The organism is Bradyrhizobium sp. 40, from assembly GCF_023100925.1.
Taxonomy (GTDB): Bacteria; Pseudomonadota; Alphaproteobacteria; order Rhizobiales; family Xanthobacteraceae; genus Bradyrhizobium.
The window spans coordinates 7,287,382-7,299,327 of sequence record NZ_CP064688.1; the positions used below are offsets into that span (position 1 = coordinate 7,287,382).

At 64.5% G+C, this 11,946-nt stretch carries 11 protein-coding genes; 10 read left to right on the forward strand and 1 reads right to left on the reverse strand.

The genetic code is table 11. The annotated features are described in order from the left end of the window. Window positions 1–151 precede the first annotated feature (151 nt). The 3 genes from IVB40_RS34805 to IVB40_RS34815 all read left to right on the forward strand — a co-directional run bounded on the left by IVB40_RS34805 (window position 152) and on the right by IVB40_RS34815 (window position 2,515). Window positions 152–565: a helix-turn-helix transcriptional regulator gene (locus tag IVB40_RS34805; RefSeq protein WP_007598327.1), complete on the forward strand. Its 414-nt coding sequence runs from the start codon at window positions 152–154 to the stop codon at window positions 563–565. A gap of 85 nt (window positions 566–650) precedes the next feature. Continuing rightward, window positions 651–1,808 carry a M20 family metallopeptidase gene (locus tag IVB40_RS34810; RefSeq protein WP_247817695.1) on the forward strand — a complete coding sequence of 386 codons (1,158 nt, stop codon included), beginning with the start codon at window positions 651–653 and terminating at the stop codon, window positions 1,806–1,808. Continuing rightward, the gene (locus IVB40_RS34815) at window positions 1,805–2,515 is read left to right on the forward strand and encodes a tRNA (guanine(46)-N(7))-methyltransferase TrmB (protein WP_027566127.1); all 711 of its coding nucleotides are present in this window, start codon (window positions 1,805–1,807) and stop codon (window positions 2,513–2,515) included. The genes IVB40_RS34810 and IVB40_RS34815 overlap by 4 nt, the downstream gene beginning before the upstream one ends. Here IVB40_RS34815 and IVB40_RS34820 read toward each other — a convergent pair. Continuing rightward, window positions 2,512–3,594: a DUF2336 domain-containing protein gene (locus tag IVB40_RS34820; protein ID WP_247357434.1), complete on the reverse strand. Its 1,083-nt coding sequence runs from the start codon at window positions 3,592–3,594 to the stop codon at window positions 2,512–2,514. The two genes, IVB40_RS34815 and IVB40_RS34820, sit on opposite strands and share 4 nt — an antisense overlap. A 363-nt stretch (window positions 3,595–3,957) precedes the next feature. Between IVB40_RS34820 and rimP the strand changes: the two genes are divergently transcribed. From rimP to rpsO, 7 genes are all read left to right on the forward strand, one after another. Next, window positions 3,958–4,737 carry a ribosome maturation factor RimP gene (rimP, locus tag IVB40_RS34825; RefSeq protein ID WP_247819631.1) on the forward strand — a complete coding sequence of 260 codons (780 nt, stop codon included), beginning with the start codon at window positions 3,958–3,960 and terminating at the stop codon, window positions 4,735–4,737. 2 nt (window positions 4,738–4,739) lie between these two features. Beyond that, on the forward strand, window positions 4,740–6,350 hold the full coding sequence (gene nusA / locus IVB40_RS34830) for a transcription termination factor NusA (RefSeq protein ID WP_007603900.1): 1,611 nt from the start codon (window positions 4,740–4,742) through the stop codon (window positions 6,348–6,350). 22 nt (window positions 6,351–6,372) lie between these two features. Next, window positions 6,373–7,056: an RNA-binding protein gene (locus IVB40_RS34835; protein ID WP_247357433.1), complete on the forward strand. Its 684-nt coding sequence runs from the start codon at window positions 6,373–6,375 to the stop codon at window positions 7,054–7,056. 70 nt (window positions 7,057–7,126) lie between these two features. Beyond that, entirely contained in the window at window positions 7,127–9,829 is a 2,703-nt protein-coding gene (gene infB / locus IVB40_RS34840; protein WP_247285121.1) for a translation initiation factor IF-2, read from the forward strand. 156 nt (window positions 9,830–9,985) lie between these two features. Then, window positions 9,986–10,417, forward strand: coding sequence for a 30S ribosome-binding factor RbfA (gene rbfA, locus IVB40_RS34845; protein ID WP_247285120.1), 432 nt, complete (start codon window positions 9,986–9,988; stop codon window positions 10,415–10,417). Then, a complete protein-coding gene (gene truB / locus IVB40_RS34850) occupies window positions 10,414–11,532 on the forward strand; it encodes a tRNA pseudouridine(55) synthase TruB (protein WP_247817696.1) in 1,119 nt (372 codons plus the stop codon). The genes rbfA and truB overlap by 4 nt, the downstream gene beginning before the upstream one ends. Before the next feature lie 3 nt (window positions 11,533–11,535). Beyond that, complete coding sequence (rpsO, locus tag IVB40_RS34855; protein ID WP_007598346.1) at window positions 11,536–11,805, forward strand: 30S ribosomal protein S15; 270 nt, start codon at window positions 11,536–11,538, stop codon at window positions 11,803–11,805. The last annotated feature ends 141 nt before the right edge of the window (window positions 11,806–11,946 follow it).

The window sequence follows — 11,946 nt, forward strand, 5'->3', positions numbered from 1 at the left end:
GCGGCCTCCTCATTCTGCACCGGCTGCCAAAGACAGTGGGCATTGCTAAATTTCTCCGCAATGTTTTCCAATAACAGGGTCTGATTTTGACGTTGCTCACACCTGAGGCATTCCTGATTGCGCCGAAGGTGATGTTTGGAGGGCTGAGGAAATGTCGAAAGCGCCCAACCCTGTTGACAAATATGTCGGCAGTCGCGTGCGGATGCGCCGCATCATGTTGGGCATGAGCCAGGAAAAGCTCGGTGAAGCTTTGGGCCTGACTTTCCAACAAGTTCAGAAATACGAGAAGGGCACAAATCGGGTCGGCGCGAGCCGCATCCAGCAAATTGCCGAAATTCTCCAGGTGCCTGTGTCGTTCCTGTTCGAGGGCGGTCCGAGCGGCGTGGCGGGGCCGGACGGCTTCGCAGAAGGCGCGTCGCCGTCTTACGTCTCGGATTTCCTCGCGACTTCCGAAGGACTCGCCCTGACAAAGGCGTTCACCCGAATCACCGATTCGAAGATGCGCCGCTCGATCGTCGATCTCGTCGAGCAGATCGCGGCCCGCGAAGGCCCCGACAAGCGCTGACGCGCCATCTCAATCCGATTTGAGGCTGCGTCAAATCTGGCCTATGTCGTCATTTGCGGCCGCGCTTTGATGCGCGTCTTCCTCGATGATGCGATTCAAAGGCACAGATGCGCTCATGACCGGCTCCAATTGGTTCGATTCTCACACTATTCTCGATGGCATCCGCCGCTGGGTGGAGGTCGAGACTCCAACGGACGCGCCTGAACAGGTCAACAAGCTGGTCTCGATGGTCGCGGAGCAATACCGCGATCTCCCTGTCACGCTTGAGCGCATCGCCGGCGTCGATGGTTGCGGCGATCATCTCGTGGCGCGCTCGACGTGGGGCCAGGACCGGCCGGGCATCCTGGTGCTGAGCCACCTCGATACCGTTCACCCCATGGGATTTATCGAGCGCCTGCCGTTCAAGGTCGAAGGCGACAGCGCGTTCGGTCCCGGCATCTACGACATGAAGGGCGGCGCCTACATCGCCCACCACGCCTTTCGCGCACTTTGTGCCACGGCCGCTCGCTCGCCGCTCGGCATCACCCACCTATTCACCTCCGACGAGGAGATCGGCAGCCCCACCTCTCGCGCACTCATCGAGACCGAAGGGCGCAAGGCGAAGTACGTCCTGGTGACGGAGCCGGCCCGCGATGGCGGCAAGATCGTCACCGGCCGCAAGGGCGTCGGGCGATTCGAAGTGTTCATCAAGGGCGTGCCCGCGCATGCCGGCACGCGGCCCCAGGATGGCCGCAGCGCGATCCGCGAGCTCGCCAATGTCATCCTGGCGCTGGAAGCGATGAACGATCTCGCGCGCAGCGTCACCGTCAATGTCGGCGTGGTGCGCGGCGGCACGAGGCCCAACGTGACGCCGGAAGAAGCCCACGCCGAAGTCGATCTGCGCGTGCTGAGCTTCAAGGACGCGGATGAATTCGTCGGCAAGATCCTCGCCCTGACATCGAGGACGGATGGCGTCACAGTCAAGGTCACCGGCGGACTCAATCGTCCGCCTTACGAGAAGAGCAATGCCGGCGCCTCGCTGTACGAGCATGCAAAGACGGTTGCCACGGAGATCGGCTTCGAGCTGCTCGACGTTCACACCGGCGGCGGCTCGGACGGTAATTTCACCGCCGCCCACACCGCGACGCTCGACGGGCTCGGCGTTGACGGCAAGGGCGCACACACTCATTATGAGCAGCTCTATGTCTCGTCGCTCGAACCGCGCGCGCGGCTGCTCCATCGCCTGTACCAGACGCTACGATGAGTGAGCGCAAATCAGATCCCGATCGCGAGGACAGCGAGCGCGCCTTCTTCGGACGCCGCAAGGGCCACAAGCTCAGGCAGCACCAGGCCGAGCTGATCGATCATCTGCTGCCGCGTCTTGCGCTCGCGATCGACCGCGAAGCACCGGCGGATGCCCGCGAGATCTTCGCCCCCGCAGTCGACGATTTGCGGCTCGAGATCGGCTTCGGCGGCGGCGAGCATCTTGCGGCGGAAGCGCAAAGCTTCGCCACAACCGGCTTCATCGGCTGTGAGCCTTACGTCAACGGCATGGCGAAGATCCTCGCGCAGATCGAGGCCGCCGACATCGGCAACGTCCGCCTGTTCGCAGGCGATGCCGCCGAGCTCCTGGCCTGGCTGCCGAAGGCTTCGCTGTCGCGGATCGACCTGATCCATCCCGACCCCTGGCCGAAACGGCGGCACTGGAAGCGGCGCTTCGTCCAGGATCGGACCATCGCCGCGATGGCGCACGTGTTGAAAGCCGGCGGCGAATTTCGTTTCGTCTGCGACATCGACGATTACTGCGCCTGGACGCTGTCGCATCTGTCATGCTCGCAGGACTTTGTCTGGCTCGCGGAGCGCGCCGATGATTTTCGCCTGCCGTGGGACGGATACACAATGACGCGCTACGGCCGAAAGGCCACGCGCGAAGGCCGCAAGGCGGCGTATCTGCGGTTTCGACGGGTTTAGATCGTCTGCCGATTGCGCCAGAAATTCACGACGCGCTCAGCGGTCGTCGGCATCAAGCGCGTGAAGTTCGCGCGCGCCTGCTCGAGATCGGCATCGGCTGGCGTGCGATTCGGGCCGTACCACATCAAGATCAGTGCACGCACTGTCGGCCAGCCGAGATTCAGCACCCGTCCCAGAACCAGAATTGGATCGTAGCGGTCACCTGTGATCAGGCGATCGAGGACCGAGAGGCGGACGCCGGACATCGCCGAGAGCGAAGCGATCGCCTCCTCGTATTTGTGGGCCTTGGCAAAGCCAAGCAGCGCGCTCTCGCCAAGATGGCCTCCGCGATGCAAGGCCAGAACCGTACGTTGCGCTCCCGAGAAATCGCGACGCGGGCCCGGCGGCAGCGTGGCTTCCTCGATGGCCGCCATGGCGCGCTTGATCTCGACCTGGCGCACGGGATTGACCACGCTCGAGAGGCGACGGCGGATGACGTCGAGCGTGCCGTCGAGAAGCTGTTTCAGGTTCTCACCCGAAAGATCGCTACGCTGGCCGATCCTGAGCGTCAGCACGCCATCCTGCGCGGCACGCTTGATCAGCTCCGAATAGCTGCCAGGCGAGAACACCGCGCCAGAATTGCCCGCGGCGCGGCGCACCACGTCACGATCGCCGCGCTCGACCAGCACGTCGGTGACGACAGCCGACAGCGTGGGGCGCTCGCTCATCGCCAGCAGATGGCCCTGGCCTTTCAGTCGCGCGATCTCGACGAGGGCGGCGTCGTCGAGCACGGGCGAATGGCGCAGCACGGGGCCCGCCACCGCGATTTCGTTTTCGCGCGCGAGCTGACTCACGAGATGCCGGGGCGCGTTGTTCAGGCGCGAGAAGCGTTCGGCGAGATCGACGCGCGAGGCGAGCTCGGCATGCGGGACGAGATCGATCAGCAAATTATCGAAGAGATCGATGACATCGGGACGGAGGTTCTCGGCGTCCTGAAAGAACAATTGGGAGATGGCGTGCGCGATCTCGCCGCGACGCCGCGGGTCGCCGCGTTTGACGATATCGTCCAGTCCGGGAATGAGCGACGTGGCAACGGTCATGAAAACGCAAACTCGTACGGGGCACGCCGCGGGTGCGCCCTTGGTCCAAGCCGCCCCACAAGCAGGGAATTTAGGCCTCGGAGGTGAAGGAAGCGTTGCGTGGGGCCGCAGGCCGGGCGCAAAAAGCCCGGCCTGCCCTGCATGGGCCTTGTCCGGGAAGACGGAAAGGGCTATATCAGCGCCAATTCATCTTCTCATACGATCCGCGTAGTGAGAGTGGGCCCGAAAGGACCCGCTCTTTTTTATTACCTGAACGCGGCTTGGTGGAAGATGTGCGGCCCGGCGATCTGTCGGGAGAGTTCCGAAGCGAGCTTTGAGATCTTAAACCAAGCCTTAACCATATCGAGCGCCTTGACCTCTGACATGACCGAACCGAACCCTGGTTCCACGGATGCCGAACTGCTGGCCGAGCCGAGGCTCGTAGTCGAGCCGGGCGTGGCGGCACGGGTGTCCGCGGTCGCCGGGCCGGTGCTCGAAGGCATGGGCTACCGCCTGGTGCGGATCCGCATTTCCGGCGAATCCGGCTGCACCGTTCAAGTTATGGCCGAGCGGCCGGACGGCTCGATGCAGATCGAGGATTGCGAGGCGATCTCGCGGGCGCTGTCGCCCGTGCTCGACGTCGCCGATCCCGTCGATCGCGCCTATCGCCTGGAAATCTCCTCACCGGGGATCGACCGCCCGCTGGTGCGCCGCTCCGATTTCGAGCGTTATGCCGGGCATCTGGTGAAGATCGAGATGGCGGTCGCCCATGAAGGGCGGAAGCGGTTCCGCGGCACGATCGGCCCCGTCGAAGGCGACCGCGTGCATCTGCACCGCGACGACATCAAGGCGGGCGACACTGCCGACGTTCTCCTGACGATGGAAGATATCGCCGAGGCACGGCTGGTGCTGACCGACGAGCTGATCGCGGAATCCATGCGCCGCGGCAAGGCCCAGGCACGCGAGATGCGCCGCAATCTCGGCCTAGAGCCGCCGGCGGCACCGCACGCCAGCATCAGCGAAAAAACGACCAAGAACACCAAGCCGGCTAAGAAGCCGGCGCCGGCCCCTACGAAAAAGCCGGCTCCGACCAACACCAAGAAACATCGCCTGGCCGCCGAACGCGAGCGACGGGGCGAGATCGATCCTGACGAAGGAGACTAGCCATGGCAGTCAGCGCCAATCGACTTGAATTGCTTCAGATCGCCGACGCCGTTGCGCGCGAGAAATCGATCGACCGCGGCATCGTCATCGCGGCGATGGAGGATGCCATCGCCAAGGCGGCGCGGGCCCGTTACGGCAGCGAGACCGACGTTCACGCCGAGATCGACCCGAAGAAGGGCGAGCTGCGGTTGTCGCGCCACATGCTGGTGGTCGAGACGGTCGAAAACCATTCCAACCAGATCTCGCTGGTGGATGCGCAGCGCGCCAATCCCGGTGCCCAGGTCGGCGACACCATCGCCGACACCCTGCCGCCGCTGGAATATGGCCGCATCGCCGCGCAATCCGCCAAGCAGGTGATCGTGCAGAAGGTGCGCGAGGCCGAGCGCGACCGGCAATATATGGAATTCAAGGACCGCATCGGCGACATCGTCAACGGCGTCGTCAAGCGCGTCGAATATGGCAGCGTGATCGTCGATCTCGGCCGCGGCGAGGCCATCATCCGTCGCGACGAGATGCTACCGCGCGAAGTGTTCCGCAACGGCGACCGCGTCCGGGCCTACATCTTCGACGTCCGCCGCGAGACCCGCGGCCCGCAGATCTTCCTCTCCCGCACCCATCCGCAGTTCATGGCAAAGCTGTTCGCGCAGGAAGTGCCCGAGATCTATGACGGCATCGTCGAGATCAAGGCGGTCGCCCGCGATCCCGGCTCGCGCGCAAAAATCGGCGTGATTTCCCGTGATTCCTCGGTCGATCCGGTCGGCGCCTGCGTCGGTATGCGCGGCTCGCGCGTGCAGGCGGTGGTGAACGAATTGCAGGGCGAGAAGATCGACATCATCCCCTGGTCGCCCGACATCGCGACCTTCGTGGTCAACGCGCTGGCGCCGGCCGAAGTCTCCAAGGTCGTCATCGACGAAGACCGCGAACGCATCGAGGTCGTCGTGCCCGACACCAACAACCAGCTCTCGCTGGCGATCGGCCGCCGCGGCCAGAATGTGCGTCTGGCCTCGCAGCTCACCGGCTGGGACATCGACATCCTGACCGAGCAGGAGGAATCGGAGCGCCGCCAGGCCGATTTCGAGAACTCCACCCGCGTCTTCATGGAATCGCTCAATGTCGACGAAGTGGTCGGCCAATTGCTGGCGTCCGAAGGCTTCACCTCGGTCGAGGAACTCGCGATGGTGGACGTCAAGGAACTCGCCGGCATCGAAGGTTTCGACGAGGAGACCGCGCAGGAACTCCAGAACCGCGCCCGTGAATATCTCGAACAGCTGGAAGCCGAACTCGAGGCCAGGCGCAAGGAGCTCGGCGTCGAGGACGCCGTGAAGGACGTGCCCGGCGTCACCTCGAAGATGCTGGTGAAGTTCGGCGAGAACGACATCAAGACGGTCGACGACCTCGCCGGTTGCGCCACGGACGATCTGGTCGGCTGGACCGAGCGCAAGGAGGGCGGCGAGCAGACCAAATATCCGGGCGCGCTCGATGGCCTCGAAATTTCCCGTGACGATGCTGAAGCGATGATCATGCAGGCCCGTGTCAAGGCCGGCTGGATCACCGAGGCCGATCTCGCCAAGCCCGCCGAAGAGGCCGAGGCGACCGAAGATCAGCCGGCTTAAGGCGAAGGAGGATGTCACCCGGATGCTCGCCGATACTGACCCCGAACTTGACCATGGACCGCGGACCGAAAGGTCCGCGACCATGCGGATGTGTGCGGTCAGCCGCGAGGTCCGGCCGATCGACGAGCTGATCCGCTTCGTCGTCTCGCCGCAAGGGCACATAGTTCCCGATCTCAAGCGCAAGCTGCCCGGACGCGGCATGTGGGTCACCGCCTCGCGCGAGGTGGTTGCGGAAGCCGTCCGGCGTCACCATTTTACCAAAGCCTTCAAGCGCGAGCTGCGCATCCCTCCGACGCTTCCCGCCGACATCGAGGCGCTCCTGGTCCGGAGCGTGGTCGAAGCCCTTGGGATTGCCGCCAAGGCGCGCCAGATCGTGGCCGGTTTCGGCAAGGTCGAAAGCGCGCTTCGGGAAGGTACGGTCGAGGTCCTGATCCATGCCAGCGACGGGGCCGCGGACGGAATCCGCAAATTGGACATGCTGGCGCGTCAAAATGAGGGAAATCGCGGCGCCAAGCCGCAGATTCCCGTCGTCACCGCACTAAAATCATCAGAATTGGATTTGGCACTTACCCGGTCAAATGTGATACATGCTGCCCTGCTCGCGGGCCCGGCGAGCAAGTCATTCCTGTCACGTAGCCAGATGCTGGTCCGATACCGGATGGCGGACGCTGACAGGACTGCCGAAAAGCCCGGCCAGGATTTCTGAGAGACAACGACCACCCGATAGCACGGTGCGGCAACGCACAAGACAACAAGATCAGGATTAGGACTGCTTAATGGTTGATACCAAGACCCCTGGCGACAAGAAGCTGAGCGTTCCGAGCAAGACGCTATCGCTCAAGCCGCGCGTCGAAACGGGCACCGTGCGCCAGAGCTTCAGTCATGGCCGTAGCAAGCAGGTCGTGGTCGAGAAGCGTGGCAAGCGCCGTGTCGACGGCAGCCCCGAGCCGCAGGTCGCCGAGGTGGCGAAACCCGCGCCGGCCGCCGCGCCCAAGCCTGCTCCGGCCCGCCCCGCGCCGCCGCGCAACGCCGGCTCCGGCGTGGTGCTGCGTACGCTGACCGAGGACGAACGTTCCGCCCGCGCCAGCGCGCTGGCCGATGCCAAGGTGCGCGAAGTCGAAGAGCGCCGCCATGCCGAGGAAGAGGCCCAGCGCCGCGCGGTCCGCGAAAGCGCCGAGCGTGCCGATCGCGAGGCCGCCGAAGCCCGCCGCAAGGCCGAGGAGGAGCGTCACCGTCACGAAGAGGAAGCCAAGCGGAAGGCCGAAACCGAGGCCAAGAAGCGTTTTGGCGAAGGCGAGCAACCGCAATCCGCCGCGCGCCCCGCAACGGCGACCTCGGCCGCTCCTGCAGCGCGCCCCGGTGCGCCCATGGCGCGCCCCGGCACAACCACCACGGCACGCCCGGGAACAACGACCGCGCGGCCCGGAACGACCACACAGCGGCCGGGAGGCCCGGTGGGCCGCGCCCCCGCTGTCGCAGCCGGACCCGACGAGGACGAGGGTCCGCGCCAGATCCGTCGCGGCCCCGGCGGCGCTGCGCGGCCTGTGGTCGCTCCCAAGCCCACCCACAAGCCCGGCCCGCAGAAGGAGCGCGGCCGCCTGACGGTCGTCACCGCCTTCAATGCCGACGACGTCCGCGAGCGCTCGATCGCCTCGTTCCGCCGCCGCACCCAGCGTCTGAAGGGCCATGCCGCGAACGAGCCGAAGGAAAAGCTCATTCGCGAGGTGGTCATCCCGGAGGCGATCACCATCCAGGAGCTCGCCAACCGCATGTCGGAGCGCGCGGTGGAAATCATCCGCATGCTGATGAAGCAGGGCGCGATCCACAAGATCACCGACGTGATCGATGCCGACACTGCGCAGCTGATCGCCGAGGAGCTTGGTCACACCGTCAAGCGCGTTGCCGCGTCCGACGTTGAAGAAGGCCTGTTCGACGCCATCGACGATTCCACCGACACCGAGCCGCGCTCGCCGGTGGTGACCGTGATGGGTCACGTCGACCACGGCAAGACCTCGCTGCTCGACGCGCTCCGTCATGCCAACGTGGTCTCCGGCGAAGCCGGCGGCATCACCCAGCATATCGGCGCCTATCAGGTGCTGTCGCCCGAAAGCGGCAAGAAGATCACCTTCATCGACACGCCCGGCCACGCCGCGTTCACCGCGATGCGCGCCCGCGGCGCCAAGGTGACCGACATCGTCGTGCTGGTGGTTGCGGCTGACGACGGCGTGATGCCGCAGACGATCGAAGCCATCAACCACGCCAAGGCGGCGCGGGTGCCGATCATTGTTGCCATCAACAAGATCGACAAGCCCGACGCCAAGCCCGAGCGCGTGCGCACCGAGCTGCTCCAGCACGAGGTGCAGGTCGAATCCTTCGGCGGCGAAGTCGTCGATGTCGAAGTGTCGGCGAAGAACAAGACCAATCTCGACAAGCTGCTCGAGATGATCGCGCTTCAGGCCGACATCCTCGACCTCAAGACCAATTCGGATCGTCCGGCCGAAGGCACCGTGATCGAAGCCAAGCTCGATCGTGGCCGCGGTCCGGTCGCGACCGTTCTGGTCCAGCGCGGCACGCTCCGTGTCGGTGACATCATCGTCGCCGGCGCCGAAATGGGCCGCGTCCGCGCGCTGATCTCGGATCAGGGCGAGACGGTGCAGGAGGCAGGTCCGTCGGTGCCGGTCGAGGTGCTCGGCTTCAACGGTCCGCCGGAAGCCGGCGATCGTCTCGCCGTGGTCGAGAACGAAGCCCGCGCCCGCCAGGTCACCAGCTACCGCGCGCACCAGAAGCGCGAGAACGCGGCGGCCTCGATCTCCGGCATGCGCGGCTCGCTCGAGCAGATGATGTCGCAGTTGAAGACGGCGGGCCGCAAGGAATTCCCGTTGATCATCAAGGCCGACGTGCAGGGCTCGCTGGAAGCGATCCTCGGCTCGCTGGAGAAGCTCGGCACCGACGAAGTCGCCGCGCGCATCCTGCATGCGGGTGTCGGCGGCATCTCGGAATCGGACGTGACGCTCGCGGAAGGCTTCAACGCCGCGATCATCGGCTTCTCGGTTCGTGCGAACAAGGAGGCCGCTGCGGCCGCCAAGCGCAACGGCATCGAGATCCGTTACTACAACATCATCTACGACCTCGTGGACGACGTGAAGAAGGCCATGAGCGGCCTGCTCGCGCCGACCCTGCGGGAAACCATGCTCGGCAATGCCGCGATCCTGGAAATCTTCAACATCTCCAAGGTCGGCAAGGTCGCCGGCTGCCGCGTCACCGACGGCACCGTGGAACGCGGCGCCAACGTGCGCCTGATCCGCGACAACGTCGTCGTGCACGAAGGCAAGCTGTCGACGCTGAAGCGCTTCAAGGACGAAGTGAAGGAAGTCCAGTCCGGTCAGGAATGCGGCATGGCCTTCGAGAACTATCACGACATGCGCGCCGGTGACGTCATCGAGTGTTACCGCGTGGAGACGATCCAGCGCTCCCTGTAAGTCCAAATCTTACCGAAGCGCCTGGATCTTTTTTGAACTGAATTGCGGGAGTGCGATGGCCGGATTTTTTCCGGCCATCCACCCCTCTTCGTTTCAACAAGACAAATGACAGTGCCAGTGCCCCAAACGCGGGCATGACGAGGTGATTTTCAGACCATGCCCCGCCATCATCAGAAAAAGAGTTCCGCGTCCGGCGGCTCGCAACGCCAGTTGCGGGTCGGCGAGCAGGTTCGCCATGCGATAGCCGAGATTCTGGCGCAAGGCAGCGTGCATGATGCAGACCTCGAAGGTCACATCATCACCGTGCCGGAGGTGCGGATGTCGCCCGACCTGAAGCTCGCGACAGTCTATGTGATGCCGCTCGGTGGCCGCGACACCGAGGTCGTCCTCGCTGCGCTCGAGCGCAACAAGAAATTCCTGCGCGGCGAGGTCGCGCGGCGCGTTAACCTGAAATTTGCACCTGACCTTCGCTTCCGCGTCGACGAACGATTCGACGAAGCGGAACGGATCGAGAAGCTTTTGCGAACACCCGCGGTGCAGAAGGACCTGGAACAGGATCCGGATTCGGATCGGGAAGAAGAACGATGACGATGGACCCGGCTCACGGCACGATCGGCGGCGAAGAGGCCGATCAGCTCGACGTGCAGAAAAATAGTTTTGCGGACATGAGCGGCAATTCTCAGCCGCCTCAGGAGCCGCGCCGCGTCAACAACGATCCGCGCGCCAACAAGCAGAAGGGCAACCAGCCGCGCCGCGACCGCCGCGACGTCCACGGCTGGGTGGTGCTCGACAAGCCGATCGGCATGACCTCGACGCAGGCCGTTGCCGTGCTCAAGCGCCTGTTCAACGCCAAGCGCGCCGGCCATGCCGGCACGCTGGATCCGCTGGCCTCCGGCGGCCTGCCGATCGCGCTGGGTGAGGCCACCAAGACCGTTCCCTTCGTCATGGATGGCCGCAAGCGCTACCGATTCACGGTATGCTGGGGCGAGGAGCGAGACACCGACGACATCGAGGGCCGGGCGACCGCAACCTCGGACCAGCGCCCGACCCGGGAGGCCATCGAGGCCCTGCTGCCCCGTTTCACCGGGGTGATCCAGCAAATCCCGCCGCGCTATTCCGCGATCAAGGTCCAGGGCGAGCGCGCCTACGACCTCGCCCGCGACGGCGAGATCGTGGAACTGGCCCCCCGTCCGGTCGAGATTCACCGTTTAAGCCTTGTAGATCAACCGGATAGCGACCATGCCGTGTTCGAGGCCGAGTGCGGCAAGGGCACCTATGTTCGCGCGCTGGCCCGCGATATGGGCCGGATTCTCGGCAGTTACGGCCATATCTGCGCGCTGCGGCGGACCCTGGTCGGCCCATTTGGCGAGAACGACATGATTCCGCTGGATCAGTTGGAGGCTTTGTGCGATAGAGCCGCGTCCGGCGAGGGTAGCCTCGCCGACGCGCTTATGCCCGTTGAGACCGCGCTGGACGACATCCCGGCACTGGCCGTCACTCGGGCTGATGCGGCAAGGCTCCATCGGGGCCAAGCCGTTTTGTTGCGCGGACGGGATGCGCCCACTTGTAGCGGCACAGTCTATGTCACGGTGGCAGGCCGGCTTCTCGCGCTTGCCGAAGTCGGCAATGGCGAAATCATCCCCAAGCGTGTGTTCAACCTGACCGGCCTGACTGCCAGCGCCGATCGCAACGAGAGAAATTGACCGATGTCGATTGCCGCAGAACGCAAAGCGGAAGTCATCAAGACGAATGCCAACAAGGCCGGCGATACCGGCTCGCCAGAGGTTCAGGTCGCGATCCTGTCGGAACGCATCGCCAACCTCACGAACCATTTCAAGACCCACGTGAAGGACAACCATTCGCGTCGCGGTCTCTTGAAGCTGGTCTCGACCCGCCGCTCGCTCCTCGACTATGTGAAGAAGAAGGACGAGGCGCGCTACAAGGCGCTGCTCGAGAAGCACAACATTCGTCGTTAAGAGTTCTTACGCGCGCCAAACGGCGCGCGTTTTCGCGCGTGATTTCGAACGAAAGCGTTTGTTTAAAGGTTTTTCGTCGAGGCTGCGTGCGCGTCGGATGCGAGCCGTTGACGGCGAGCATCCGGGGCATGATGGGCGAAC

Excerpts from the sequence above, each read along its gene's own strand:
- IVB40_RS34805 (WP_007598327.1), top strand. The coding sequence starts at position 152 with ATGTCGAAAGCGCCCAACCCTGTTGACAAATATGTCGGCAGTCGCGTG.
- IVB40_RS34810 (WP_247817695.1), top strand. The coding sequence starts at position 651 with ATGATGCGATTCAAAGGCACAGATGCGCTCATGACCGGCTCCAATTGG.
- IVB40_RS34815 (WP_027566127.1), top strand. The coding sequence starts at position 1,805 with ATGAGTGAGCGCAAATCAGATCCCGATCGCGAGGACAGCGAGCGCGCC.
- IVB40_RS34820 (WP_247357434.1), bottom strand. The coding sequence starts at position 3,594 with ATGACCGTTGCCACGTCGCTCATTCCCGGACTGGACGATATCGTCAAA.
- rimP (WP_247819631.1), top strand. The coding sequence starts at position 3,958 with ATGACCGAACCGAACCCTGGTTCCACGGATGCCGAACTGCTGGCCGAG.
- nusA (WP_007603900.1), top strand. The coding sequence starts at position 4,740 with ATGGCAGTCAGCGCCAATCGACTTGAATTGCTTCAGATCGCCGACGCC.
- IVB40_RS34835 (WP_247357433.1), top strand. The coding sequence starts at position 6,373 with ATGCTCGCCGATACTGACCCCGAACTTGACCATGGACCGCGGACCGAA.
- infB (WP_247285121.1), top strand. The coding sequence starts at position 7,127 with ATGGTTGATACCAAGACCCCTGGCGACAAGAAGCTGAGCGTTCCGAGC.
- rbfA (WP_247285120.1), top strand. The coding sequence starts at position 9,986 with ATGCCCCGCCATCATCAGAAAAAGAGTTCCGCGTCCGGCGGCTCGCAA.
- truB (WP_247817696.1), top strand. The coding sequence starts at position 10,414 with ATGACGATGGACCCGGCTCACGGCACGATCGGCGGCGAAGAGGCCGAT.
- rpsO (WP_007598346.1), top strand. The coding sequence starts at position 11,536 with ATGTCGATTGCCGCAGAACGCAAAGCGGAAGTCATCAAGACGAATGCC.